The organism is Pedobacter sp., assembly GCF_041645105.1.
Classification (GTDB): domain Bacteria; phylum Bacteroidota; class Bacteroidia; order Sphingobacteriales; family Sphingobacteriaceae; genus Pedobacter.
Map to the genome: position 1 here is coordinate 116,687 of NZ_JBAZQQ010000009.1, position 21,675 is coordinate 138,361.

The window sequence follows — 21,675 nt, forward strand, 5'->3', positions numbered from 1 at the left end:
CATTTTAATGTTAATAGGGGTGTTTATAGGACTATTTATTCACGGGAATTTACCATAAACAAAATTCGCAAAAGAAGTGATGACAATTTTTACCACAGTTGAAATTGCACAGCATACTTATACCTTGATACCGATATTTGTAATGTCCACAATCATGTACGAGGTATCGGCTATTATATCAAACACAATATTCGTTCAAGGAAAAACCGGAGTAATTACTATGATCGGTCTAGTATCGGACGGAGTGAATGTGGTTCTGAATTTAGTATTAATACCAATTTACGGGGTTGTGGGTGCGGCAGTCACATTACTTATAACAAATACGATCCAGTTAATGATCACGGCACATTATGAGCTGGATCGCGGGATGGAGGTGGACGAAATGCATGTACCACAAATCTAAACATATATCATATTTGAGGTATGTATTCGAACACACCGGATATAAAGCAACAATAGATAATGAGGGTTTGTGGGGTATTGATACTACTTCTGTACAGTGGGATAAATCAAGTGAGACTCAGAGTATTAAATGGGATTCGATGTTACAGATTTAGATTGTTATATTTCAAAATTAAAATCATATATTGGATCTGGAAATATTATTGAAAATGCGATGATACTATTTCCATATCATTTTTTACCATCATCTTGACGAGTTCTTCAAATTTTGTTTTTGGTTCCCATCCAAGTACCCGGTTAGCTTTTGTATAGTCGCCTGTTAGATACTCCACTTCGGCTGGTCTGATAAACTTGGGGTCAATTTTGACGTAGTCCCGCCAATCCAAACCGACTTCATTAAATGCAAGTTCTACAAATCCCTGTACAGAGTGAGATTCATTAGTTGCGATCACATAATCATCAGGCTTGTCTTGCTGAAGCATCAACCACTGTGCCTTGACGTAATCCTTCGCGTGTCCCCAGTCTCTTTTTGCGTCAAGATTACCCATCTGGAGTTCGTCCATTTTGCCGTGTGCTATCCGTGCAACAGCATCTGTTATTTTCCTTGTCACGAATTCTAGTCCTCGCCTCTCGCTTTCGTGATTGAAAAGAATTCCGTTACACGCAAATATGTTGTATGCTTCTCGGTAATGTCTTGTTAATTCAAATCCGGCCACCTTGGATATTCCATAGACTGACCGAGGGTGGAATTTGGTCTTTTCTGTTTGTGGTGATTTTTCTACTTTACCAAACATTTCGCTAGATGCGGCAAAATAAAATTTACAGTCGGGGACTGTGTCTTTGATCGATGATAAGACATGGTGTATACCATTTATGTTTGTGTTCATTGTAGAAAACTCGTCATCGAATGATGTTTTCACAAAACTCTGCGCGGCAAGATGATAACATTCATCCGGTTTGATTTTGTTAATTATGTTGTAAATCGATGGGTAACTTTCCAGCGATCCGGAATGTAATGTTATTTGGTCAAGGATATGGTTTATCCTCGATGTTCGGTGGTTGGGGTTTTCAAAGGCCACCCTGCGAACCATACCATGTACTTCATATCCTTTGTCTAAAAGCAATTCGGCAAGATATGAACCATCCTGCCCGGTTATTCCAGTTATGAACGCTATCTTTGTCATAACTATGGTTTTTATTCATGTACATATATAGCAGTTACGGAATTGTGGATATTTTCAACATACAAAAAAAGGACGAATAGTTATTTGACTATTCACTTCCTAAATACAACTTTAGTTGACTCTACTATACAGTTCGGGAAATTTAATGCATTTTCGCAGTTTGCTTAAAAAATTGTTTCTTTTGCCATATCATTTGTTATTCCAGTTACATCTGTGAGTGTCTTGTTTATTCTGGATTCTAGGTCTTGACGATTTCGTTCGGCGGCTTTCCAAATCTGTTGTTCTTCGATTGATTTTTGTCTCTTGTGTTACGGTATCTTTTCTTATCATCATTAAAAGTGCTGGAGTTCGGGCATTCTTCACATCCAAGAATTGGTAGCCTTTGGCAAACATCCGTTAAGCCAAGATTGCAGGTCATTGTTCTATTCTTTTGTCGTTCCATGGAGGTCGGGAATTTGGATACATGAAGATAGATTTTCAGAATTGTAGCAGTTTTCATTACAATCATATTTATGTTCATGTGGAATATTATGACCACAATTATGATTACATTTTTTATGATCAGGACAAATTCTATTTTTCATAGTATCATTTCCTAACAATTGCGACTTCTTTCTTTGATTGTCTGTTCCAGGTGTCGGATTATTTCAGCAGGAACAAGTATTCCAGCTCTCTGTCCCTTTTTGGACATCTCCACGCTGCCGGATGACAAACGATGGAATGATATCATGTTTTCTGTTACTGTACCACCAAAATGATATGCGTCGATAAGGCCGCGTATTATTTCATCATCAATCGGATTGCTCGAAGTAACAAGCTCCTCGAAATGTGTGTTGTTTATGGTTATCATTTTATCCCCTTTGATATATTGACGAGCTCGGTGTTGATTGCTTTTGATGTATATTGTGTGTGATGAAATCTCCCGGTTCCATAATCCTGGTGAATATTTACAAAAGACGTTTCGTGCATACACTCGTCGGGAAAAACCTCGAAAGATATATGAAACCGTGTGTGTTCTACCCATCTGACTGCTGTTAATTCAAATTGCAGCATGCGACATGTGTATGACATGTTTTCGAGTTTTTCTGTAAGTTTTTTCACGGAAATTGTGTTTATACCTAAGTTTTTCAATTTGAGTCTCATTGTTATCACCAATCGTTAATTGATTGGAAAGTATATATACTTTTTGAAGTCAAAAATAATGTTAGAGTTTTTTGAAAATACTACCTACCAAAGGTTATATCACAAGCTCTACATTCTATATATCCCAATGCATATAACAACAACGCTACTATTAATGGAGTAATCCCCACTAAAAGTTCAAGTAAACCTTGTTTATCTTCTTTTTCCATTGTAATCATCCTCATCCTTTTGTATTATAATCGATAACTTTTCTTATGCAATTGTCCATGTTAAGATATTCAAATTCTGAAAATCTTCCTAATAAATCTATTCCATATCTTTCAGTGATGAAATCCTTTAATATTTTAATGTTTTTATTGTAATCAATATCGTATACGACATATGCAAATTTCTGGCGTTCAACATCAACAAATAATACATCGTTCTTGTTAATTAAATCAATGTCACTGAGTTTTTCTATTACATGATCTGTGATTTGTGTATTTGACATTTTGGATACATCATCACCATCAACATGTGTGATTTCTGCAAGTATTGATGAACATCCTTCCTGTACGCTGGAGAAACTGTAATTTGATGGGAACGATATTCTGTTGAATAATCCAAGTTTTTTATCTGGGACGTATAACCATGATTTCGTTGCATGATTTTCATATTTTTTGTTCAAGGCAATGTATACTGATATTAGCGAATTGTATTTTAATTTGTTAGAGGAATTCAATATATTTTCCGGAACATTGCCGAGGCTCCTGATTAAATGTTGTATCGGGATCGTTGATATGCATTTATCGGTAATGAATACGTTACCCGTGTCGTTTTTTATTATGAATTTTCCATTGAGTTTGGTGATGTTTGATACATTGAAATTACAAACAATTTTATCTTTTATCGGCGACGCAATCGAATCAATTAATGCTTTAATTCCACCATTTAATGGATAACTGAAAACGGACTGGTGTGTATATCCTTCGGTTTTTATTCCGATAGCAGATTTAATGATGTCTTCTACCGGTGGACGCGGTATACGGCCGTCTACCCAGTGTGATGACATCTGGTCAAGCGGATATTTCCATATCTTTTCATTATATGGGATTAGGTACAGGTCAGCAATGCCTTTCCCGAAGGTATGAGTGATCCAGTCAAGAAAGTTAGATGGGGTTCTGGTATTGTTTATTCCTTTTATGAATTCGTTTAGACAGTAAAACCTATCTTCGTCTGACAGTTGATATAGAAAATTCTCGAATGGATATCCGATATATTTCATATCCGTATGCAGTATTTCCGTATTCCTGATGTTTATTTGTTTGTTTCCATCTATCATTTTATTCATGAAATTAAGAACTTCTGTATCACGGCTGAAGATGATATGGGAACCGCCAATATCAAAAGTGAATCCATCAATTGTTTTTGAACAACATAGTCCACCGTATTCTTTTTCTTTTTCCAGAATTATTACATCTTCGCCTTTTTCGGCAAGTAAGTGAGCAAGAGTGATACCTGTTAGGCCACCGCCGAGTATTGCAGTTACCATTTATTTCTCCAAATTGTAATCTCGTTTCGAGTATGAATATTTATCTGACTTGCCACCTTTTATCACGGCAATATATAACCATTCACATACTGATTTTATCATGCCGAATTGTTGGAACCTACGCATTGAGAATGACACTTTCATTTTGTTGTCTAGTTTGACTTTGCCAATTTTACGCATCCGAGTAGCTATTTCCAGGTCGTCTCCGGCATCAATGGTTCTATACATCCCAGCATCAATAAACGACTTCTTATCAAAAGCAGTATTGCAGCCGAGTGTATAGTATAGTATCTTAGTGTGATATAAAATATTTGATAATGTGTTCATATACATTAAACACAGTTGATTTTTTAGACTGTTTTCAATTGGTGTTACGGTTCCATAAAGCTGGACAATTTGATGGTTTTTAAAATTATTTAAGATTATTTCAAGCCAGTTTGGTGGAGCAAAACAATCCGCATCAATTGTTGCGATTATATTACTTTTTGAACACAAAACTCCATCATTTCGTGCTCCTCCGACTTTTTCGCTTTTTTGTATCATGACTACATCGGCATATTGTTTTGCGATGCTGATTGTGTTATCTTTAGAATTTCCATCAACAACGATGATTTCATATTCATTCCTGTTGATTGTCTGGTTGCAAAGGGATTGTAAACATTTTTCTATATTCTTTTCTTCATTGTATGTTGGTACAATTATTGATATTTTTATCATATTTTAATCTCTCCAATATTTTCTCTATTTTATTCATACATAAATAATCAAATAAATATCGGAACATATATTTTATGATATAACATTATTGATCTTGGATAAATACAAATAATTGGATTTGCTATATTCATCATTAGACAACCGATCTTTTCTTTTGTTCCACATTCAAAATTATCTGGATAAAACATTTTAAACCACATTGATTCTTCTATTAAAACACTTTGCATTTTTATTACCTCTTATTTCAATATTAATCTTCTTAATCCTTTTATCTTATTGTGTATTTTTTTATTTTCCTCTTAAGTAAACTACCTCACACTAAATTTGGTGACATCCACTCAAATCTTAATCCATTATTCTGATTATGGTTTGCCACGAAAAAATCATTGTTTATTTTACTATAATATACGGTTACACGATCACCGTGAGAATACCATTTATTAAGGGATTGCATATTGTTATCTGGTATTTCCGACATGTTTCTATAGAACATGACAACAGTATTATAACCATCCGGTTGTACATTTATAATATCATCATTTATGTTAATCACTGTACCATCAAAACCATTTTTTGGATCGAATTCATTTAATTTTAAGTAAACTCCGAGAAATAGCAATAATATAACTCCAGTTAAAAGTTTATCTTCGGTATCCATTTTATTTCACCTTCTTTACCTCATATTTCTCCGCTACAGTCCATAATTTCCCGTACTGTGTACTGTAGTAATATTTGATGACTATGACTGAAAGTATGATGCCTCCGATAACATCGAGAAATGCATGCTGCTTGATTAGAACGGTCGATAAGATAATCGAGATACATAAAATTGTCAGGTATTTTTTGTGCATCGTCAGGTCTTTTATGGTGGTGTAGGCCAGAATGGTGTTAGCGACATGCAAAGATGGAAATGCATTTGTGGCATGGTCTATGCTGTAAATAAAGGGAACGATGAATGTTGGATCTTCATGACGGATAGTGTATGTTTGATACAGTGCATAAAACAAGAAGGCAATAATGTCGATGAGCAGGAATGAAAAAGCTATGTGTTCGAATTTATTGTATTCAAGATTCCAGTATTTGTAATATACCAGCATGAGTAAACAGTAATAGAGTAGGTATGGAATTCCGAAAAGTGGTACGAACGGAATTGCGTCGTCTATAAGGGTGTGGAATGTGACTGAATTGAGATTGAGTTCCTGAATAGATTTGTATAGGAGAGGCATCACTACGAATGTGATACTGGTCAGGATGAGTTTTTTAGTGGTTTCTGGGTGCATTTTTATTGTTTATTTTTTTATTTCACCATTATGTGAACTACCTCACGCTAAAGCTGTGAGGCTTCCTGATTCATAGACCGAACTTGCTTTGATGTATGGGATACTGTTGAAGTATCCGAGGAACATCGAAGTATTGGCTTCAATCTCCACAGGCGTTAATTCGGTACGCACCGTACCTATTTGTTTTAATCCTTCTGTCTCAATGTTTATACTGGAATTGTAGTCCCTGTCCATGACATTACCACAATTCTTGCAGACATAAACACGCTCATCCAGAGCAATGTCCTGGATGTTCCCGCATTTCGAGCATGTTTTGGTTGAGGCAAACATCCGATTAACTTCAATTGGAGTATGCACCTTTTGCTTGAGTGTGCTAATTATCCCTCCGATTGATGTGATCATGATTTTCCTGCCCCATATCCTCTGCCATGCTTTGGTATTTTCATCCTGAAAGCATACTGTTCCATAGTTGGTTTTCAGATGACTGATGATCTTATTTTTTATATCCTCCTTGATGTTAGTTGCTTTTTCATATTCCTTATTAAGCTTGATCCTGGTCTTATTCCAATTCCGGCTATGCAATTTCCTCTTGCTGAGTTCACGTGCAATCTTCCTGAGTTTCGGACTGACTGGAACTGTGTATTGGATCGCAATACCGTTTGAGAGTACCAGTTGTTTGTTCAGGCCAAAATCTATCCCCACAGATTCTGCCGAATGAACTTGTTTTGTCTTTTCCTGATAAGTTGTTATAGATAAATAGTAGTTCCCGTTTTTATGAATCAGAGTCCCATTCGCAATGTCTGACCCTTTTGGTATTTGTTTTAATCCGATTACTTTTAATTTCTGTTTTAGACCTTGAATGGTTATATATTTTTTATTCAGAATATTATATGTATTGCCAAATTGCTTCAAAGGAATAGATTGGACTTCACTTTTATACTTCAATTTCCCAATCTTATATCCCTTCTTTTTTCGTTCTGATAACCCTCGGATATTGTCTTGTGTCCTGCTAATTATACCTTGCCTCATCTGAGACGAAAGACATCGAAGGTCACGGATTTCAAATATATCTTTGACTTTAACAGGAACTTCGTGGACTTTATCGCTCATTCCAAAAATCTTGTGTTGGGATAGAATGTGATTGTAGAACCATTTGGCTTCAAGAAATAACCGGTTCATGTGATCCCTGGTTGCTTGATTTAAATGAGATGAATCTATTTTGACCTCATAGACTCTACACATTTGAGTTTTTCTCTTAGCTCTTGTGGCTTTCACAGAGGCTTTGATGGCTTCGCTTTTTGTGGTCATACTCCTTTTTGCCCCTCAATATATTTTTTTACAACATCAAGAGTTACAGAACCAACCGATGATATGAATTTCGAATTAGTCCATAATGTCGGAAGCCTGCTTTTCAATGATGGAAACTCTTTTCTTAACTGATGTGATGTATAACCTTTTATCATATTGACTATAGTTACCACACCTCTTTTTGGGTTTACATCCAATAATAAATGAACGTGATCCGGCATAACTTCCATATCTAAAACAGTGAACCCATACTCATCTTGTTTTTCTGAAATAAGTTGTTTAAGCCTAACGTCTATATCCCCTTCAAGAACAGCCCGTCGGTATTTCGGACAGAATATAACATGATATTGACAGCTATATATCATCCGTCCATCCGAATGGTACTTCTTTGAACTGTTTTGAATTTGCATATACTCGTATATACGTTAGACTGATAGATAATCTTTTTGGTATCTGTTGCTACTATTCCAAGGGGTACGATTCATCCTCATCCTAAAGGCGTGAGGCTTTCTCTACCCCTTGACCCCTCACCGTAATTTCTTTGTGTATTCGAAACATTGTTCCATAGATTCTCCACGTACTTCAGAATGAACGGTTTTCACAGTCAATCCGTCGGTTTCTGTTGTGATTAATTGAATGTAATACAAACGCATCTTTTCATCTTCAGCACTCATTTTTTTACCTCTTTAAGATTTATCTACTGCCAGTATACACCATTTTGGGAACTCGAAATGTTCTGGTGTTGGTTCCGTACCATGTTTGATAATTATTGTTTTTCCTGCAAGATGTGTACAGTATGTTGTGAATCTGCCTTTTTCACCGATCTGATCGTTTTTTGCTACAATTTCTTTTCCGAGAAAGTGGCAGTCTGCACATGAGTAAATTGGTAGTAATCTTCTTTCCATGTTATCACCGATCGTTAATTGGTTTATTGGTATATATACTTGTTTACGGAAGGAGCTTTGCACCTAAAGTACCGTTTGCACCTAAAGTCTCATTCTTGCACCTAAAGTCGGTCAAAATTGGTACTTTAGGTGCAAAGCTTACGGAAGGTTTATGTTCTTGAACATCCTTTATATAATTACCTTAAAATGATATTTATATAAAAATATTAATATACTATGATACCGACTGAAATAAACACTCTGGCAGAAAGCATTTCGACTGTCATTACATCGAATTTTACGTATGGGATACTTGTATTGTTGACCGCGATTGTTATTTATGTTTTTAATTTGTTGGGATTTGTAGAAATTCCGCAGACATATAAGATGATACTATCGTTTATGATTCCGATTATTGTTTGGGAACCGGTGCTTACGGTGATGGCCGGGATTTTCGGGATTGTGTTGAGTTGGGGAACGTATACGTATACGATACCGTTTTATGGAGATATTGTTACGGGTTCGTTTACAATGTTGTCGCGGTGGCTTGATTGGGCTTTGAATTTTGGGACATTCCGTAGTTTTGGACTGCCATATTATACGGATTTCGTGAATTCTACTAATATATCAGTGGTTAATGTTCCAGAAGATGCTGGTTTGTTGGCATTGGTTCAGAGTATCACATCGGGATGGTTTAACCTGTTCGTGTGGATTTATGTTTCCATGGATACAGTAATTGATTTTATATTCTTTTTTGTATTATTCTCAGCGGTGATAGCGGTTGTTGCAGACAAGACAAGCAATAGACGGATGTATGCTGCTGGTCTTGCACTGATTCCAGTTGTTTTATATTCGATATATGTAAGTAATCCATTTTACGAATATCCGATTGCGATTGTTGAATTACAGAAGTTGTTTTATTTCTGGGGAAACGGTGATACATTAAGCCTTGTAATGTTCTTCGGGACATTAATAATCAGTTTGTTGATCGTGATGGAAATATTGGCAGTGGTATTGTACTCAATCCTTAAGATCAGTGTGAACACAATTCAACCTACATGGCAAACAAGAGAGTGGTCAGTAAGTAATCAAGGTATAGCATTTTCATACACGATTGCCTTTGCGATCATGTACGCAATGCATTCCTATGCCTGGTATATATTTTTCCCGTTCATGATACTGTACACATTTTTGAAGAAAATTGGCGGAGTAGTTATCGACACTGCAAGTGCGCACAACGAGAGACAGGAAATGCGGGATTTATTGGGTGGAGTTGGTGGCGGGGAACTGGCACCGGTAAAATCGAGTAGCGAAGGTGGAAGCAAGATAATAGAATATTTGTTATATGCTGGGTTGATAATTATAATAGTGGTGCTTGTGTGGAATAATTTAATGTAGTGTTATCCAAAAGTATATATTTTTAAATACTGAGACGCAACTCATTAACCCTACTTGAAATAGAATTTATAAGTGCCTGAATCGTGGAGTATAAATCAATCGATCGGATACGTGATGGTATTTGCGATAATTGATACTGGATTTGAGATATGTCTATTGATTGTAGTTTTATTAAGAATTCTTGTGCTTTCAACTTGATATATTCTGGTGTAAGTTGAATAGTATTTGTTGTATTTGGGTCTGCAATGATAAATGTACCGAGAGTTGGTGGATGTGTTCTGATTATATAGTATTGGTTATCGGGTGTGACGTATTTGATTTCCTGTGGAATTAGTACGGGAGTGGGAGTAAGGAGATAAATCTGGGATTGTTTCGGTGAAATGAAATCTACTGTTATGTTACTAAAAATGCACATATTTGATATCTGGACTCTGTCACCGGATCTGTATATTTGGATAGGATATGGACATGATGGAGTTACATTAATACTATAAACTCCGAGTCTGATTGGGTCATTAGACTGGTATGTTGTCATTGATGTAAATGATTCATTGTACTGGATTTCTGGTGTGTGTACTGGTGTAGATCTATTGATTATTGTTACGACAGATGAACCACCTCCGCCGCCACCACTAGGTGTATCTATTACAGTTATATATACTGTTTCATTATCAGTTATACCACTATTATTAACAGTAAATATAATTGGATAAATTCCGGATTCCGAATAGTCAGGTGTCCATGTAAACAATCCAGATGTTGAATTCAAAGTTCCTTTTGAACTATCTTTTGAATATGTTAAATTACATCCAACACAAGTTGCATTTAATGTAAATGATAACAAACTTGCTTCTGCTACAGTCTTATTACCAATTGAATCTAATACAGGAGCAATATAAATTTCAAATTGATGCTCACTGTATCCACCTGAATACGTCCAATTAATATATCCTGATGCGTTTGAAGTTAATTGAGCGTAGTTCACTCCATCCCGCTTAATTTGGATGTTAGTATTTATTGGGAAATCACCAATTATATGCTGTGTTGTTGTGCTTGCATTTGTGCTTGATTCAGTCCATTTCTTGTAATAGTCGCCAGTGGGGTTCCAAGTTAAAACCGTGATATTAAATATTCTCGAACTGTTTGGAAGAACGTATAGTTTATTATTGTTAAGCATTTTTAATCCGATTGAGCTTCCATTTTGAGATGTAATGTTAACAGATGTTATATCTTTATAAAAATCTATGTTACCATTACCCGATACATTAAGCAAGGTAACGCCATTTCTTGTAAAATAAATATCGGTTGGGGCATTTACTACATCATATAATCTCTGGTAAATATCACTCCCATTATCCCAGGATATATTCACACCACTTGAAGGTAAAATAAATCTATATATAAACTGTATTATATTTGTTTGTCTTCTCTGATACGTTAAATCTGTATCTTTTGTATAGTTATTATCTAATAGTGTATCGATATTTCTCTCAAAATTATTTGTCAATAATCTTTGCGTGTATTCATCTGAAATATCAAGATATGTATTATTTTGAGTATATCTATATAATAACGCTGCCGTTGTGCTTGCGGCATAGATTGGATATGATACTCCATGTCCATATCTACCATTGTTATAGAAATAATGAATACCAACACCATTTCTTTTTATTTGGGTGGAGTACAGCATATAATTTAGAGTTGCCCTATCTAAATACGTCTGATTGTTAGTGTATTTATATAAATGTAACAACGCTTCACTCATTGAAGGAACAAAGTTTTCATATCCTGTATCATCTGGTCGGTAATAAAATCCACCAGTAGTATTATCCCACGCAAGCGCAGACCACGTGTCGGCCTGATAAATCGCCCATGTTAGATACGTCTGATTCCCCGTGATCTCATATAAGTATAAAGAATTGTCTATGAAATTTGCTATCTGGTCTCCACCCCTTGAACCGTTTGTGTTTGCTCCTTCTTGTGTGCCATTTGTTGCATTCACAGACGTTATAATTGTATCATACACCGAATGTTTCATGTAAGTATTAACTGCATCGAAAATAGATTCGCCTCGCTGTAAAGAGGTTAAATTTCCTGTAGTTTTATAAGAATAAATAAACGCATTTGATGTCTCTAATACATCTCTACTTCCTACAATCATAGCAAGAGAATTAGTCGGAACTCCATTCGTACCTATTACATAATATGATAAATTTGTTGTTTGATTAACTTTGTAAGTCCATAAAAGTTCTGTTAAGTTATCCAATAAAGGGGTGCGGCTTGAATTGTATTTGGATAATAACGCCACTTCTTTAACATAGAATAAATTTTTATTTCCACTATCATACGCACTTTGTATTATGTCAGCCCCGCTTTCTGCAACAACAAGATAACTATTATTTCGGGTTAATAAATACGGGTATATTGCATATATTTTATTTACATCTGTTGGAAAAGTATAAATCATTTGGTCATATACTCTACCGTACAAATCAGAAAGATTAGATTGATTATCCTGCTGAATAAGAATATTATCTACACTATAATTTATAGACTGGTCTAACTGTAGTCTAATCATATATTCGCCAGTTATACCAGCAGTAGAACCTATATTTGTAAAATTCCAAGTCGCTCCGCTATCTATGCTTTTCGAACTATTATTGTGAGAGGTCGTGGTATTATCAATATGCAGTACTGTTGTAGTTGTTCCAGAACCGTATAATATTATACTGTTGTTTCCAGATATCAAATGAGATGTATTAATCGAAAAAGTGTACCAAGTATAAATGGGGTTTGCTGTTCCTGGTGATACTAAAGACTCTGTTAAATTAAGCTCATCATACCCATTTATGTTTACAACAATGCCCCCTGTTATTGTAGCGTCTTTATCTAGAAGCATTGTCACATTTGCAGACGTTATGTTATTTATATCAGAAAGCGTGATGTTTTTTCTATATCGGGTTGTGTTTCCATTAATATATGCAGTATTCTTTTCTTTAGAATTATCATCATCCAATACCGTATTTTGGGGACTAAATGAACTAAATTCCAAAGTATTAAAAACATTAGTGAATACTGTTGAATTACTGTATATATTATTATTAAAAGAAATTGTTGTGTTATCAGCGGTTGATGTTATAACAATATAATAATCTGTTGCTGGAAGTACAGAATAATTTTGTGAACTATCACTGCTGGTATTGACTGTATCTACATACGTTTGTAATTCAAAATAAACGTGAGTACCGTTATAAAACATCATAATAGATTTATCAAAATCATTCCATACCCCTTCTTTTAAAGAGAATATATTTTTAAATGATAAGTTTTGATAAGATATCGTGTCTGGTGTAGTCCAATTAAAAGAAATGGTTTTATTGGGATAACTCAATTCATTATGATTATACTGAATATATATTGTCCCATTGTTGCCTATAGTTGCCTTTCCATTGGACACAGTAACATTTCCAAATTGAGAAAAATTACTTAAACCATTATCAAATCCATCAGATAATAGTGTTTCTGTGGTTGCTGTTCCTATTCCTATTGTTATCAATATCAGCAATCCCGCTATCAAAATGTGTTTTAGACTCATTCTTACCTGAAATAATACTTAACTGAGCAGTACCATTTTTGGGCTGCTGCTGCCGTCCCAGAGTTTACCGTTACTGTTGGCTTTTGTGTCAGTGGTCTATCTATGATTCCATTCATGTTCCCTGTGATCATTGAAAAAGATCCTTCATTATAATACCCTTCTGCAAATACCTGGCCTGTTTCAGTGTCCTTGATACTGTGTGAGGCATCTGCTGGATTCGTCCATGTGTTGTTGATATAGAAGTTGCCTGTTGCTGTGCTGGCATTTGTCACACTTGTAGGTGGGGATTCATCCTGCGCTTGAGCATAAGAACCAATTGTTAAAAATGGGACATATCCGGTTAAGAAATATCCGGACATCTGGGTCTCTAATAAAGCACCAGTTGTATCAGTCTGAGTTCCATTATCACATAACCACTCCCTTATACCATATTTTCCAGTTTCAAGTGATATAAATGTTTCCATATCAGAATAGTTTTGACTGATTCTTGCCACCACCTGATGATGGTGGTTTATTTTTTTGTCCATATAAATTATTTTTTTGTCCATATAAGTTTATTATTATATAAATATCATTTTTATGTGATATTTTTATAATCAACTTATGATGACTTAAAGGTTACGACAAAAAAAGATGAGTGGAATTAATCCACTATTTGACTAACGACAGTTTCCAGTTGGGGTCTTTTGTTAGTTCCTGGAAATTTTCAATATTATGTTTGCGGATTGCGAATTTGTCTTCATCGTCATTGTCAAGATCAAAGTAACAATGCATCATTTCATGCAGGACAACATATTGTTTTTCTTCGGGTGTTTCGAGCTTGTCATAGTTCTTGTTGACAATCACAATGAAGAATTTTTTGTCTGTGAGCAGTGCGTATTCTTCGTTGATAAGACTACAGTAAGCGAATGCATTTTTCTTTTTCTTGTCTGTCCGCAGGAATATTATTTTTGACGGATCGACAGCAAGACCTAAGTCTTTTGTGTGTTTCTGGAACAATTCTTTTGCGACGGGTTGGAATTCGTCATCGGCTTTTGTGAATTTTGACATTTAATCACCTTTTATTTTTTATTTTTTCTTTTACTTTTTCTGCGATTGATTTTTTGATTACTCCGGATTCTTTCAGTTTGGAGATAATTATTGAATGGATTGAGTCGAAAGTTTCCGGATTGAGGTTATTTCCGGATGCAATGAGTTCTTTGATTGTTTCGTCAGTGAGGTTGTTATTGTTGATCAATGTCCGGATTTCCGGGGATTTGACAATGTCATCAGCAACTTCTTCAAGAGTTCTGGGTAGCGTGGCTGTTGGTTCTGGTTCGGTAATAGGTTCCGATGTGGGTTCCGGTGCATGGATACGTGATTTATGTTTACGTGTTATCGACTCAAAATCCGATTTTACCGAATCGAACTGTACCTGTGCTTCTTTCAGTGCATTCATGAACTCTACACATTCATGTTTTGCCTGGTAATATTTTCCGGCCATTACTATAATTTTTGGTAACTGGTCTGTTGGAAATGGTTCTGTCTCTATTACTTCATCCAGATTTGACTCCGGATCGGTGACATGTATAGCCGTCACCTGCCCGGCTGTCATCTCATATGGTTCTATTTTCATAATTTGTGGTTCTCCTTTTTTTCTTGGATAATTTTATACAAATATTTATTGTTATCACACCATTATGTTAAATGTTGTTAAGTGTATATAAAAGTATTCCACGTATATGGATTTTTTGTTACGACAGGAAATCTGTAACGATGTGGAAAAAATTGGAAAGGAAAATACCAATGACGGCATACACGATTTCGTTTTTGTATGTGAGCAGTGTGTTGTAGAATGGAAATAAGTAGGATGGGTCAAAGATGATAATGATTAGAGATAGGATAATCAAGATGTACAATATGATGAAGAATGACCCATACCATTTATGTGTTTGCCCGCGATGATGCGACATGATTGTATATGGTTTGAAGAGAACGCCGCAGCGACGGGACGGTTCACTTCGGGTGTCGATATCGGGTGTGAGAAAGACGGTTCCGATGAAGTAAGTGATAATAAAAATTCCGAGTTGAGTATTGGACAGGAATGTGTTTTGTTGATAGAAAAATAGAAGAATAAGTACGAGTGCAAAATTTATGATTATGTGGTTAATGTAATTGGTCATGTAGGTGACATTGCCCACGTTGTTATTTTCGTACATGTTTTTATCTTTTCCGTGTCACAGTTACAACCCCAGCATGGGGAAGATGGGAACGGGAATAGTTTGGGTTTGAGTTTGATGAGATAACTGCGACCCTGTCGAGTTCGTGTGATTTGGTCTGTATCGAGAAGTTCTTTTATGGATTCCGCGATACGTTGGTCACGAACACCAAGAAGTTTTGTGAGTTCTATCTGTGAAACAGGTAGAAGCTTTAGGATTTCCGGAATAAGTTTTTTAGAAATTTTCATCGTACTGGCTTGTAGGTAAACATTTATATATTAAACGGTATTTGAATACTATAATAATACATTTGGAGGCAAGAAACAATGACAAAAAATAAAAATTTGCCAATGATTTTAGGTATAGCAATGGTAATAATTGCTGTATTTGCTGTCATGGCATTGTATAAACCAGAACCACAACCAACATGTCCGAGTGGAGAAATATTTGATGGTACAAATTGTGTTCCAATTGGTGGAACACCGACACCTACACCTACACCATCGGGTGGGTATACACTTGTAATGAGCGATGAATTTGACGGCGCGACATTAGACCAGACCAAATGGGTAATGTATGGTGGTAATCAGAGCGGTAGCAATTCTGATACACTGTTCAGTTCAAGTATGGTTAGTGTCAGTGGCGGCCAGTTACATCTTGGGATCGCCATGAACCCGAATACCGGTAGAAAATATATCGGAAGCGGAATAGATAATCTCAACTCACTTGCCGGTAGAATGACACAGGGAAAATGGGAAATAAGAGCAAAAATGCCACCCAGATATGGCACTGCTGGTTATATGGGATTATATACATCTGATGGCGGATACCCACCAGCAATTGTAATTACCCAAACAGCCGGAAGAACCCCCAGCCAGGCTGACCAAACTCAAATTCATGGGAACGCCACTACACCAATATATGACGTTACACACACAACTCAGAGTGACTTTACAGCAGGGTTCCACAATTATTCATTTGAATGGAGTGGAACACAGTTAACATGGATGATTGATGGCGTAGTAACGAAGACATCGGCTCAGTTATTTACGACTGTTCCAATGAAATTCGGATTTGGCGCATACAGCGGGACATGTGTATCAACATGGCCTGGGTGTTCTAGTGCCGGCGATCTTCCATCATATATGGATATTGAGTACGTGCGGATATATCAGAAAAATTGATAAATCCCATAATATTTTTTTAAAAGAAATTTTTGTTGCTCTGTAAAATTTTTAAATCTTTGAGATTTTAGAAGCTTGAATGCTTGATGTGCATCTGCTTTTTCTTTGCGTTGTGCCCGAACTGCTTCTGAAAGTATATTGCGCTTGCGTTTTGGTGGAGGTAGAAGGTCGAGTGTCAATTGCATTATTTTTAAAAGGAAGTGCCGCAGGAGGTGATAACAAGTTTTCTACGGAAAAAATGTCGCCTGCGACACACAATGATTAGAATTGAATTTATTATTTATAAGCTTTACGGAAAAAAATATTTTTTATTTTTGTTATCTTATCTAGTTTCTCTTGCCCACACAGTCCATTTCAGGTATGCCTTTTTTCCAGATGGTAATACTCTTGCAAGATGACCTATTCTCCGCACGCTATTAGCAGATGATTCAGCATCTGATTTCTTCTCAAATCTGTTATATAGATAATATGATTTACCATCTATTTTTTTATGTGGTATTTTTTGTTTTCTATATGTCATTTTATTTCACGCTCTCTTTTGGGATTTGCCTGATAATCATCAAGCTTCATTGGAATATTCCTCAGCATGATGGTTGCCTTATTTCTTGGGTTTCTTCCTGTAATGTCCTTTGACATATACCGATTTCTTTGTCATAATTCACCTCACTTAACCTTTGACGATTACGTCTTTTAGTCCGATCGCTGTCATTACTCCGCCGATTATCAAGGCTACACCGGAGTACGTCGCGCCGATTACTCCACCTATGCCGCCTAGCACGAGCAGGACACCGACGCCGAGATATATTGTTTTGCCGTCTTTCATATTTTATTCACCTTTTTTATTTGTCATTTTGGATGACTGTGATTTGGTACTAACCTATGTCGTATCTTATATTCCTTCCAATGCCTACATAAACGCCCCATCCAAGGGACCCTTTTTCTACACGAGCAAGTTGCTGATGACCCATATATTCGGTCTGTCGAATTTTTTCTGCGTATTTTTCTGCATCGTGTTTTGTGGGTTTGACTATGTCTAATGTGTATATTTTATTATCATATCTTTTTTGTATTGATAATGCCATGGTTTACCTCTTTTGATTCATATGTGCTGTTGCACATTTTGTGTTATGAGCTAAGTCATAAGAATGAATTTTGCAGAACTGACAATAACGAGTCCAGATAAGAGCACCACCACAAACAGGACATCCGTTTTTTGGTAAAGCATGAACTGCGGGAATATATTTTTCTCGTCCACAATGAATACATTTATATTTCATATACTATGGAATAGTAATTTTGTGTATATAAAGTTAATTGAAGATGAGGTGAATTGTTTCAGGGTTGAACCTCTCCCACGGCTAAAGCCGGAGGCTTGCGCTCACCCTTTGAACCCACAATTTGTCATAAGTTAATCACTCCTTTTGTTTTAGTTCCTCTATTTTCTTCTTTTGCTCTTCAAGTATCTGATTAAATCATTCATCAAGATCGGGCATTGGTTTCGCAGGATAACCCCTGTTCTTATTTCCTCTCTTCTGTGCAGCTTTGCCTTTCTCAGTCCGTGCGTACTTGCTGGTAGCGCGTTTGAGTGATGTTTTGCCTTTCTCTGTTTTTTGCCATTTGAGATTGCTCTTGTTATGGCATTTCCTGCCGTAAGGTGTCTTAACCCATTCGAGGTAATAGCAGGGATAGCATAGTCCATTTGCGTGGATGTCTTCGTTCGGGCACCCTTGAGTTGAGCAGGGCATTATTTTGTATCCTCGCTCAGTTCATTAAATCTTCCGCAGTATTCCGTTTCTCTAGAATCGTTGCATGTGAACGAATCGGATTGTTTCAGTTCACATCCCGAATAATATTTACATTTCATTTTAATCCTCATTTTTTGGTTTGGGTAACTTACACCATACCGGAATCGGGCAATCTGCAAACGATTTTGTTTTACTTGTCACCGGGTAATATATCCCTTGATACATAAAACTATCAATAGCATACGCATCACTATTATTGGGATGTACACAGAAATTAATGCAAATGGGGTTATTGTTATTAATACTATGCCCCACGTGTTCGCAGTTCGTACACGATTCTATTTTTATATATCGGATTTCTTTATTTTTATCCATTGTTATACCTTCTTAATCTCTTTTGTTTTCTTCAACTCAGGCCATACACCCCATAATGCAACCATTGTGGCATGTCCTCGACTCTTTACGATCTCGTCATCTTTGAGTTCATCGATCCTTGACCAGTACTCTTCTGGCAGGACAACATTGTGAGAGATGCCTGCCATTATTCCCTCGCTTGTTCTCTCTTTGCTTTCCTCTCGGCGCATAGCCTTATGTTCAGTTGAGACATGCGTTGCCTCTGTTGAATTGGCATCTTGAACGGTTGCCGCCCTCCGCGTTCACTACGTGTGATACGATCGGATACTCGGTTAAGAGCCTTTTGCCGATTGTAGCAATTGCGATAATGCTTTTCACACATCCCTTTAGCGAAACTTGAGCGATCACATCCGTCTATCTTACATTTCCCTATTCCCATTGATACCACCCCGGTTCTTCAGGGATTGGTCTTAGATTACACTCAGCATCAAACTCTGCTTGAAACTTCTCACCGTGCCGTTTGCTTGTTAGCTTCGTTTTCTCTCTTCGTTTTACGCTCATGATTATTCGCTCTTTTGTTCCAATGCTTCAATCCTGCGCTGCATGGATTCGATTACTTTGAGAAGCTCATCATTACAGTGGTACTTCTCGCACAAAAGAAAAACTCTTTTTTCTTCATTGAATTTGTCTTCTGCTTCTACCTTCAGGCGATATGCCAGTAACTCTTCTTTATATTCCTCGAAGCCTTCTGTGTTCTCAATATCCCAGCAGGGATCATTTCTCCAGTTCTGTTTCAGATGTATTATCTCTTCTCTTGTTTTCATGTTTTTACCTCGATTAAATAACCCGACAACATGCCAGTGTTTATTTTTGTTGGGTTGTTCAGCCAGTGTTCTTCATGTAATTTCCTGAATTCTGAATCTGCGGGAAGCTGCGCCCCGCAGTTCTTTAAGAAGATTATTTTCTTGTTCATGTTCCCTCTTTTCTGTATTAAAATCTCATTTTTGAAAGGTCATCATTCCTAGCTATCCAAAAATATCGCTTCCATCGTTCGGAATTAAGATAGTTAAGTCGTTCCTCTACGGAAAGTCCAGCTAACTTTTTGTCTAGTTCCTCTTCAAAGTCGGACATTCTCTTTTTTTTCTGCCTGTGCTTCAAGTTCAGTTATGCGTTCTGCAAGGGAATTTATTGTTTTTACAAATTTCCGATTAATGCTTTCCTGCGATTCATTTAAGGTTATTTCTTCCATAATTGGTTCTCCTTTTGTTCGGTCTGCGTTTCGATTCTCTCTTTCTCAGATTTGGCGAATGCCTGTGCGATTTCTTGCGGTGTCATGTTCTCTCTTTTGCTCTCCATAATTTAAACCTCCCAAATCCTGACATTTACCGGATTGAATCCAGTCATCTTTTTAGGATTGTAATCTTTTATCATCTTTGCTTTGAACGTTTCCGCTTCTTCCTGAGTGGCAAAACTTAGACCCTTGTACGATACCCAGGAATCAGTAGCGAAGCAATACCATTGAGCCGCAAACATGATTAAATACCTCTTCCATCTTTCCAGGGTTTACTGTCAGGTCTGCACCACGGACAAAACATGATAACATGGCCATTACAAAGTGCTTTGCCTATTCGCCCGTCCGGTATTAGTGGCGTGCCATCGCTGGAACTCTCTGTATTTATATGATATACTGTTTTACAATCCACGCAGATGTATTGAAGTCTTGCGATATATTCTAACGTCCCGGTCTTCTCAGGCTCGATTCTCTTGCCCCGAATTTCACGTATGTGCTGGTTTTCGGGCGATGGGCTATTCCTACCAACTACTTCTTCGTTCTCTCTTTGTACGGGTTGCATAATCTTGATTCTCCAATAAATTAATCATTCCCTTTTCTTGATTACAACATAAGCAGTGACCAACCTTCCAGCATATTCAGTCCCTACGCTGATTTGACCGGAAGCACCTACACGCTTATGAATGACAAGTGCATCATTAGGGACAATAAAAACATCATTGGAGTCGACTGTTATTTGTGCCATATTTTTGCTCCGAACAATTAGATTTCTTCAAGTGCATCCATCCATTTTCGAATAATTTTTTTATCCGTATGCATCATAATAACATAGTATTCGTTATATTCATCGTCTGTCATTTTTTCAAAGTCCATTTGAGCAAGCTCTTTCCATCGTGCCTCTTTTCTGGTATTCTCAATACCCAAAGCATCTTCAGTTATGGTGCTTGTGAATTTTCTAAGAATCTTTTCTTTAAATTCTATTGTTATTTCGATCATTTTCTTATTCCTCTTTTATATAGTGCATCTCACTACAATACACTAATACACACTAATAGTATAAATAGTTATTGTATCAACTCAAACGCTGTTTCCGTGAGATACACGCCTCTTCATTTTGTAGTCCGTGTAGTTTAATGGTCGTGCTTGGTCAAACTGCAAGCAGCGAAGATAACCGTTACACTCAGTTATTATTCCTGCCGTACCATAAAGTCATTCAAATCACCTTTACTTCAAAGTCTGCGACAATCTCATACCCTTGATTATGCATCGTTCCATTGACATATCCGGGCAGATGTCTTATCACGTTCGTAGCTCTACCCAAGTCTTCGCCTTCTTCTAGGCGAAATCTTCTTGTTATTATTTCGATCATAATTTAAATCCCTCTTCCGTTCTCTCTTTCTCCGTAAACTAAACCTCTGCGATTCTTCGCCATTAATTATTTACCTCCACCTAGAGAGATAT

28 protein-coding genes are annotated in these 21,675 nt (G+C 36.5%); 4 read left to right on the forward strand and 24 right to left on the reverse strand.

Translation table 11 applies throughout. From position 1 onward, the window contains the following. Positions 1 to 79: 79 nt before the first annotated feature. Together WC623_RS22360 and WC623_RS22365 are read left to right on the forward strand one after the other, a co-directional pair. Positions 80 to 403, forward strand: coding sequence for a polysaccharide biosynthesis C-terminal domain-containing protein (locus WC623_RS22360; protein ID WP_372855346.1), 324 nt, complete (start codon positions 80 to 82; stop codon positions 401 to 403). Beyond that, complete coding sequence (locus WC623_RS22365) at positions 351 to 557, forward strand: hypothetical protein (RefSeq protein WP_372855451.1); 207 nt, start codon at positions 351 to 353, stop codon at positions 555 to 557. The genes WC623_RS22360 and WC623_RS22365 overlap by 53 nt, the downstream gene beginning before the upstream one ends. 45 nt (positions 558 to 602) lie before the next feature. Here WC623_RS22365 and WC623_RS22370 read toward each other — a convergent pair whose 3' ends face one another. The 9 genes from WC623_RS22370 to WC623_RS22410 all read right to left on the reverse strand — a co-directional run bounded on the left by WC623_RS22370 (position 603) and on the right by WC623_RS22410 (position 8,470). Next, entirely contained in the window at positions 603 to 1,586 is a 984-nt protein-coding gene (locus WC623_RS22370; protein WP_372855348.1) for a GDP-mannose 4,6-dehydratase, read from the reverse strand. A gap of 595 nt (positions 1,587 to 2,181) precedes the next feature. Next, a complete protein-coding gene (locus WC623_RS22375; RefSeq protein ID WP_372855350.1) occupies positions 2,182 to 2,436 on the reverse strand; it encodes a hypothetical protein in 255 nt (84 codons plus the stop codon). A 513-nt stretch (positions 2,437 to 2,949) separates the two neighbouring features. Further along, entirely contained in the window at positions 2,950 to 4,260 is a 1,311-nt protein-coding gene (locus WC623_RS22380; protein WP_372855352.1) for an NAD(P)/FAD-dependent oxidoreductase, read from the reverse strand. Then, positions 4,261 to 4,977: a glycosyltransferase family 2 protein gene (locus WC623_RS22385; protein WP_372855354.1), complete on the reverse strand. Its 717-nt coding sequence runs from the start codon at positions 4,975 to 4,977 to the stop codon at positions 4,261 to 4,263. Positions 4,978 to 5,290: 313 nt separating this feature from the next. Further along, complete coding sequence (locus tag WC623_RS22390) at positions 5,291 to 5,635, reverse strand: hypothetical protein (RefSeq protein WP_372855356.1); 345 nt, start codon at positions 5,633 to 5,635, stop codon at positions 5,291 to 5,293. A 1-nt stretch (position 5,636) separates the two neighbouring features. Then, positions 5,637 to 6,074 (reverse strand): phosphatase PAP2 family protein, encoded by a 438-nt coding sequence (locus WC623_RS22395; protein WP_372855358.1) that lies wholly within the window; start codon positions 6,072 to 6,074, stop codon positions 5,637 to 5,639. Between the two features lie 225 nt (positions 6,075 to 6,299). Next, entirely contained in the window at positions 6,300 to 7,565 is a 1,266-nt protein-coding gene (locus WC623_RS22400) for an RNA-guided endonuclease InsQ/TnpB family protein (RefSeq protein WP_372855360.1), read from the reverse strand. Then, positions 7,562 to 7,975 carry an IS200/IS605 family transposase gene (tnpA, locus tag WC623_RS22405; RefSeq protein ID WP_372855362.1) on the reverse strand — a complete coding sequence of 138 codons (414 nt, stop codon included), beginning with the start codon at positions 7,973 to 7,975 and terminating at the stop codon, positions 7,562 to 7,564. The genes WC623_RS22400 and tnpA overlap by 4 nt, the downstream gene beginning before the upstream one ends. Before the next feature lie 276 nt (positions 7,976 to 8,251). Next, on the reverse strand, positions 8,252 to 8,470 hold the full coding sequence (locus tag WC623_RS22410; RefSeq protein WP_372855364.1) for a hypothetical protein: 219 nt from the start codon (positions 8,468 to 8,470) through the stop codon (positions 8,252 to 8,254). Between the two features lie 216 nt (positions 8,471 to 8,686). Between WC623_RS22410 and WC623_RS22415 the strand changes: the two genes are divergently transcribed. Next, entirely contained in the window at positions 8,687 to 9,847 is a 1,161-nt protein-coding gene (locus WC623_RS22415) for a hypothetical protein (RefSeq protein ID WP_372855366.1), read from the forward strand. 22 nt (positions 9,848 to 9,869) lie between these two features. Here WC623_RS22415 and WC623_RS22420 read toward each other — a convergent pair whose 3' ends face one another. The 5 genes from WC623_RS22420 to WC623_RS22440 all read right to left on the reverse strand — a co-directional run bounded on the left by WC623_RS22420 (position 9,870) and on the right by WC623_RS22440 (position 15,640). After that, positions 9,870 to 13,442, reverse strand: coding sequence for a hypothetical protein (locus WC623_RS22420; protein ID WP_372855368.1), 3,573 nt, complete (start codon positions 13,440 to 13,442; stop codon positions 9,870 to 9,872). A 2-nt stretch (positions 13,443 to 13,444) separates the two neighbouring features. After that, the gene (locus WC623_RS22425) at positions 13,445 to 13,969 is read right to left on the reverse strand and encodes a hypothetical protein (RefSeq protein WP_372855370.1); all 525 of its coding nucleotides are present in this window, start codon (positions 13,967 to 13,969) and stop codon (positions 13,445 to 13,447) included. 124 nt (positions 13,970 to 14,093) lie between these two features. Next, complete coding sequence (locus WC623_RS22430) at positions 14,094 to 14,492, reverse strand: putative metallopeptidase (RefSeq protein WP_372855372.1); 399 nt, start codon at positions 14,490 to 14,492, stop codon at positions 14,094 to 14,096. Positions 14,493 to 14,496: 4 nt separating this feature from the next. Next, on the reverse strand, positions 14,497 to 15,057 hold the full coding sequence (locus WC623_RS22435; RefSeq protein WP_372855374.1) for a hypothetical protein: 561 nt from the start codon (positions 15,055 to 15,057) through the stop codon (positions 14,497 to 14,499). A 118-nt stretch (positions 15,058 to 15,175) separates the two neighbouring features. Further along, positions 15,176 to 15,640, reverse strand: coding sequence for a DUF2227 family putative metal-binding protein (locus WC623_RS22440; protein ID WP_372855376.1), 465 nt, complete (start codon positions 15,638 to 15,640; stop codon positions 15,176 to 15,178). A 350-nt stretch (positions 15,641 to 15,990) separates the two neighbouring features. On the opposite strand from WC623_RS22440, the gene WC623_RS22445 reads away from it, so the two are divergent. After that, positions 15,991 to 16,824, forward strand: a complete 834-nt coding sequence (locus WC623_RS22445) for a family 16 glycosylhydrolase (RefSeq protein WP_372855378.1) — start codon at positions 15,991 to 15,993, stop codon at positions 16,822 to 16,824. On the opposite strand, the gene WC623_RS22450 is transcribed toward WC623_RS22445, so the two are convergent. The 10 genes from WC623_RS22450 to WC623_RS22495 form a co-directional block, all read right to left on the reverse strand. Further along, positions 16,812 to 17,009 carry a hypothetical protein gene (locus WC623_RS22450; RefSeq protein WP_372855380.1) on the reverse strand — a complete coding sequence of 66 codons (198 nt, stop codon included), beginning with the start codon at positions 17,007 to 17,009 and terminating at the stop codon, positions 16,812 to 16,814. The two genes, WC623_RS22445 and WC623_RS22450, sit on opposite strands and share 13 nt — an antisense overlap. Positions 17,010 to 17,491: 482 nt before the next feature. Continuing rightward, a complete protein-coding gene (locus tag WC623_RS22455) occupies positions 17,492 to 17,647 on the reverse strand; it encodes a hypothetical protein (RefSeq protein WP_372855382.1) in 156 nt (51 codons plus the stop codon). A gap of 49 nt (positions 17,648 to 17,696) precedes the next feature. Further along, the gene (locus tag WC623_RS22460; protein ID WP_372855384.1) at positions 17,697 to 17,906 is read right to left on the reverse strand and encodes a hypothetical protein; all 210 of its coding nucleotides are present in this window, start codon (positions 17,904 to 17,906) and stop codon (positions 17,697 to 17,699) included. Between the two features lie 390 nt (positions 17,907 to 18,296). After that, on the reverse strand, positions 18,297 to 18,569 hold the full coding sequence (locus WC623_RS22465) for a hypothetical protein (protein ID WP_372855386.1): 273 nt from the start codon (positions 18,567 to 18,569) through the stop codon (positions 18,297 to 18,299). A gap of 917 nt (positions 18,570 to 19,486) precedes the next feature. After that, positions 19,487 to 19,747: a hypothetical protein gene (locus WC623_RS22470; RefSeq protein WP_372855388.1), complete on the reverse strand. Its 261-nt coding sequence runs from the start codon at positions 19,745 to 19,747 to the stop codon at positions 19,487 to 19,489. Then, positions 19,744 to 19,896 (reverse strand): hypothetical protein, encoded by a 153-nt coding sequence (locus WC623_RS22475; protein WP_372855390.1) that lies wholly within the window; start codon positions 19,894 to 19,896, stop codon positions 19,744 to 19,746. Before WC623_RS22475 ends, WC623_RS22470 begins: the two co-directional genes overlap by 4 nt. 144 nt (positions 19,897 to 20,040) lie before the next feature. After that, positions 20,041 to 20,172, reverse strand: coding sequence for a hypothetical protein (locus tag WC623_RS22480; protein ID WP_372855392.1), 132 nt, complete (start codon positions 20,170 to 20,172; stop codon positions 20,041 to 20,043). A gap of 110 nt (positions 20,173 to 20,282) precedes the next feature. Then, positions 20,283 to 20,456, reverse strand: a complete 174-nt coding sequence (locus tag WC623_RS22485) for a hypothetical protein (protein WP_372855394.1) — start codon at positions 20,454 to 20,456, stop codon at positions 20,283 to 20,285. 344 nt (positions 20,457 to 20,800) lie between these two features. Next, positions 20,801 to 20,959: a hypothetical protein gene (locus WC623_RS22490; RefSeq protein ID WP_372855396.1), complete on the reverse strand. Its 159-nt coding sequence runs from the start codon at positions 20,957 to 20,959 to the stop codon at positions 20,801 to 20,803. A 17-nt stretch (positions 20,960 to 20,976) separates the two neighbouring features. Then, positions 20,977 to 21,210, reverse strand: coding sequence for a hypothetical protein (locus tag WC623_RS22495; protein ID WP_372855398.1), 234 nt, complete (start codon positions 21,208 to 21,210; stop codon positions 20,977 to 20,979). Between the last annotated feature and the right edge of the window lie 465 nt (positions 21,211 to 21,675).

Bases quoted from the DNA above. Each gene is read 5' to 3' on its own strand.
- WC623_RS22360 (WP_372855346.1), top strand. From the start codon at position 80: ATGACAATTTTTACCACAGTTGAAATTGCACAGCATACTTATACCTTG.
- WC623_RS22365 (WP_372855451.1), top strand. From the start codon at position 351: ATGAGCTGGATCGCGGGATGGAGGTGGACGAAATGCATGTACCACAAA.
- WC623_RS22370 (WP_372855348.1), bottom strand. From the start codon at position 1,586: ATGACAAAGATAGCGTTCATAACTGGAATAACCGGGCAGGATGGTTCA.
- WC623_RS22375 (WP_372855350.1), bottom strand. From the start codon at position 2,436: ATGATAACCATAAACAACACACATTTCGAGGAGCTTGTTACTTCGAGC.
- WC623_RS22380 (WP_372855352.1), bottom strand. From the start codon at position 4,260: ATGGTAACTGCAATACTCGGCGGTGGCCTAACAGGTATCACTCTTGCT.
- WC623_RS22385 (WP_372855354.1), bottom strand. From the start codon at position 4,977: ATGATAAAAATATCAATAATTGTACCAACATACAATGAAGAAAAGAAT.
- WC623_RS22390 (WP_372855356.1), bottom strand. From the start codon at position 5,635: ATGGATACCGAAGATAAACTTTTAACTGGAGTTATATTATTGCTATTT.
- WC623_RS22395 (WP_372855358.1), bottom strand. From the start codon at position 6,074: ATGCTGGTATATTACAAATACTGGAATCTTGAATACAATAAATTCGAA.
- WC623_RS22400 (WP_372855360.1), bottom strand. From the start codon at position 7,565: ATGACCACAAAAAGCGAAGCCATCAAAGCCTCTGTGAAAGCCACAAGA.
- tnpA (WP_372855362.1), bottom strand. From the start codon at position 7,975: ATGCAAATTCAAAACAGTTCAAAGAAGTACCATTCGGATGGACGGATG.
- WC623_RS22410 (WP_372855364.1), bottom strand. From the start codon at position 8,470: ATGGAAAGAAGATTACTACCAATTTACTCATGTGCAGACTGCCACTTT.
- WC623_RS22415 (WP_372855366.1), top strand. From the start codon at position 8,687: ATGATACCGACTGAAATAAACACTCTGGCAGAAAGCATTTCGACTGTC.
- WC623_RS22420 (WP_372855368.1), bottom strand. From the start codon at position 13,442: ATGAGTCTAAAACACATTTTGATAGCGGGATTGCTGATATTGATAACA.
- WC623_RS22425 (WP_372855370.1), bottom strand. From the start codon at position 13,969: ATGGACAAAAAAATAAACCACCATCATCAGGTGGTGGCAAGAATCAGT.
- WC623_RS22430 (WP_372855372.1), bottom strand. From the start codon at position 14,492: ATGTCAAAATTCACAAAAGCCGATGACGAATTCCAACCCGTCGCAAAA.
- WC623_RS22435 (WP_372855374.1), bottom strand. From the start codon at position 15,057: ATGAAAATAGAACCATATGAGATGACAGCCGGGCAGGTGACGGCTATA.
- WC623_RS22440 (WP_372855376.1), bottom strand. From the start codon at position 15,640: ATGTACGAAAATAACAACGTGGGCAATGTCACCTACATGACCAATTAC.
- WC623_RS22445 (WP_372855378.1), top strand. From the start codon at position 15,991: ATGATTTTAGGTATAGCAATGGTAATAATTGCTGTATTTGCTGTCATG.
- WC623_RS22450 (WP_372855380.1), bottom strand. From the start codon at position 17,009: ATGCAATTGACACTCGACCTTCTACCTCCACCAAAACGCAAGCGCAAT.
- WC623_RS22455 (WP_372855382.1), bottom strand. From the start codon at position 17,647: ATGAAAGACGGCAAAACAATATATCTCGGCGTCGGTGTCCTGCTCGTG.
- WC623_RS22460 (WP_372855384.1), bottom strand. From the start codon at position 17,906: ATGGCATTATCAATACAAAAAAGATATGATAATAAAATATACACATTA.
- WC623_RS22465 (WP_372855386.1), bottom strand. From the start codon at position 18,569: ATGCCCTGCTCAACTCAAGGGTGCCCGAACGAAGACATCCACGCAAAT.
- WC623_RS22470 (WP_372855388.1), bottom strand. From the start codon at position 19,747: ATGAAAACAAGAGAAGAGATAATACATCTGAAACAGAACTGGAGAAAT.
- WC623_RS22475 (WP_372855390.1), bottom strand. From the start codon at position 19,896: ATGAACAAGAAAATAATCTTCTTAAAGAACTGCGGGGCGCAGCTTCCC.
- WC623_RS22480 (WP_372855392.1), bottom strand. From the start codon at position 20,172: ATGGAAGAAATAACCTTAAATGAATCGCAGGAAAGCATTAATCGGAAA.
- WC623_RS22485 (WP_372855394.1), bottom strand. From the start codon at position 20,456: ATGTTTGCGGCTCAATGGTATTGCTTCGCTACTGATTCCTGGGTATCG.
- WC623_RS22490 (WP_372855396.1), bottom strand. From the start codon at position 20,959: ATGGCACAAATAACAGTCGACTCCAATGATGTTTTTATTGTCCCTAAT.
- WC623_RS22495 (WP_372855398.1), bottom strand. From the start codon at position 21,210: ATGATCGAAATAACAATAGAATTTAAAGAAAAGATTCTTAGAAAATTC.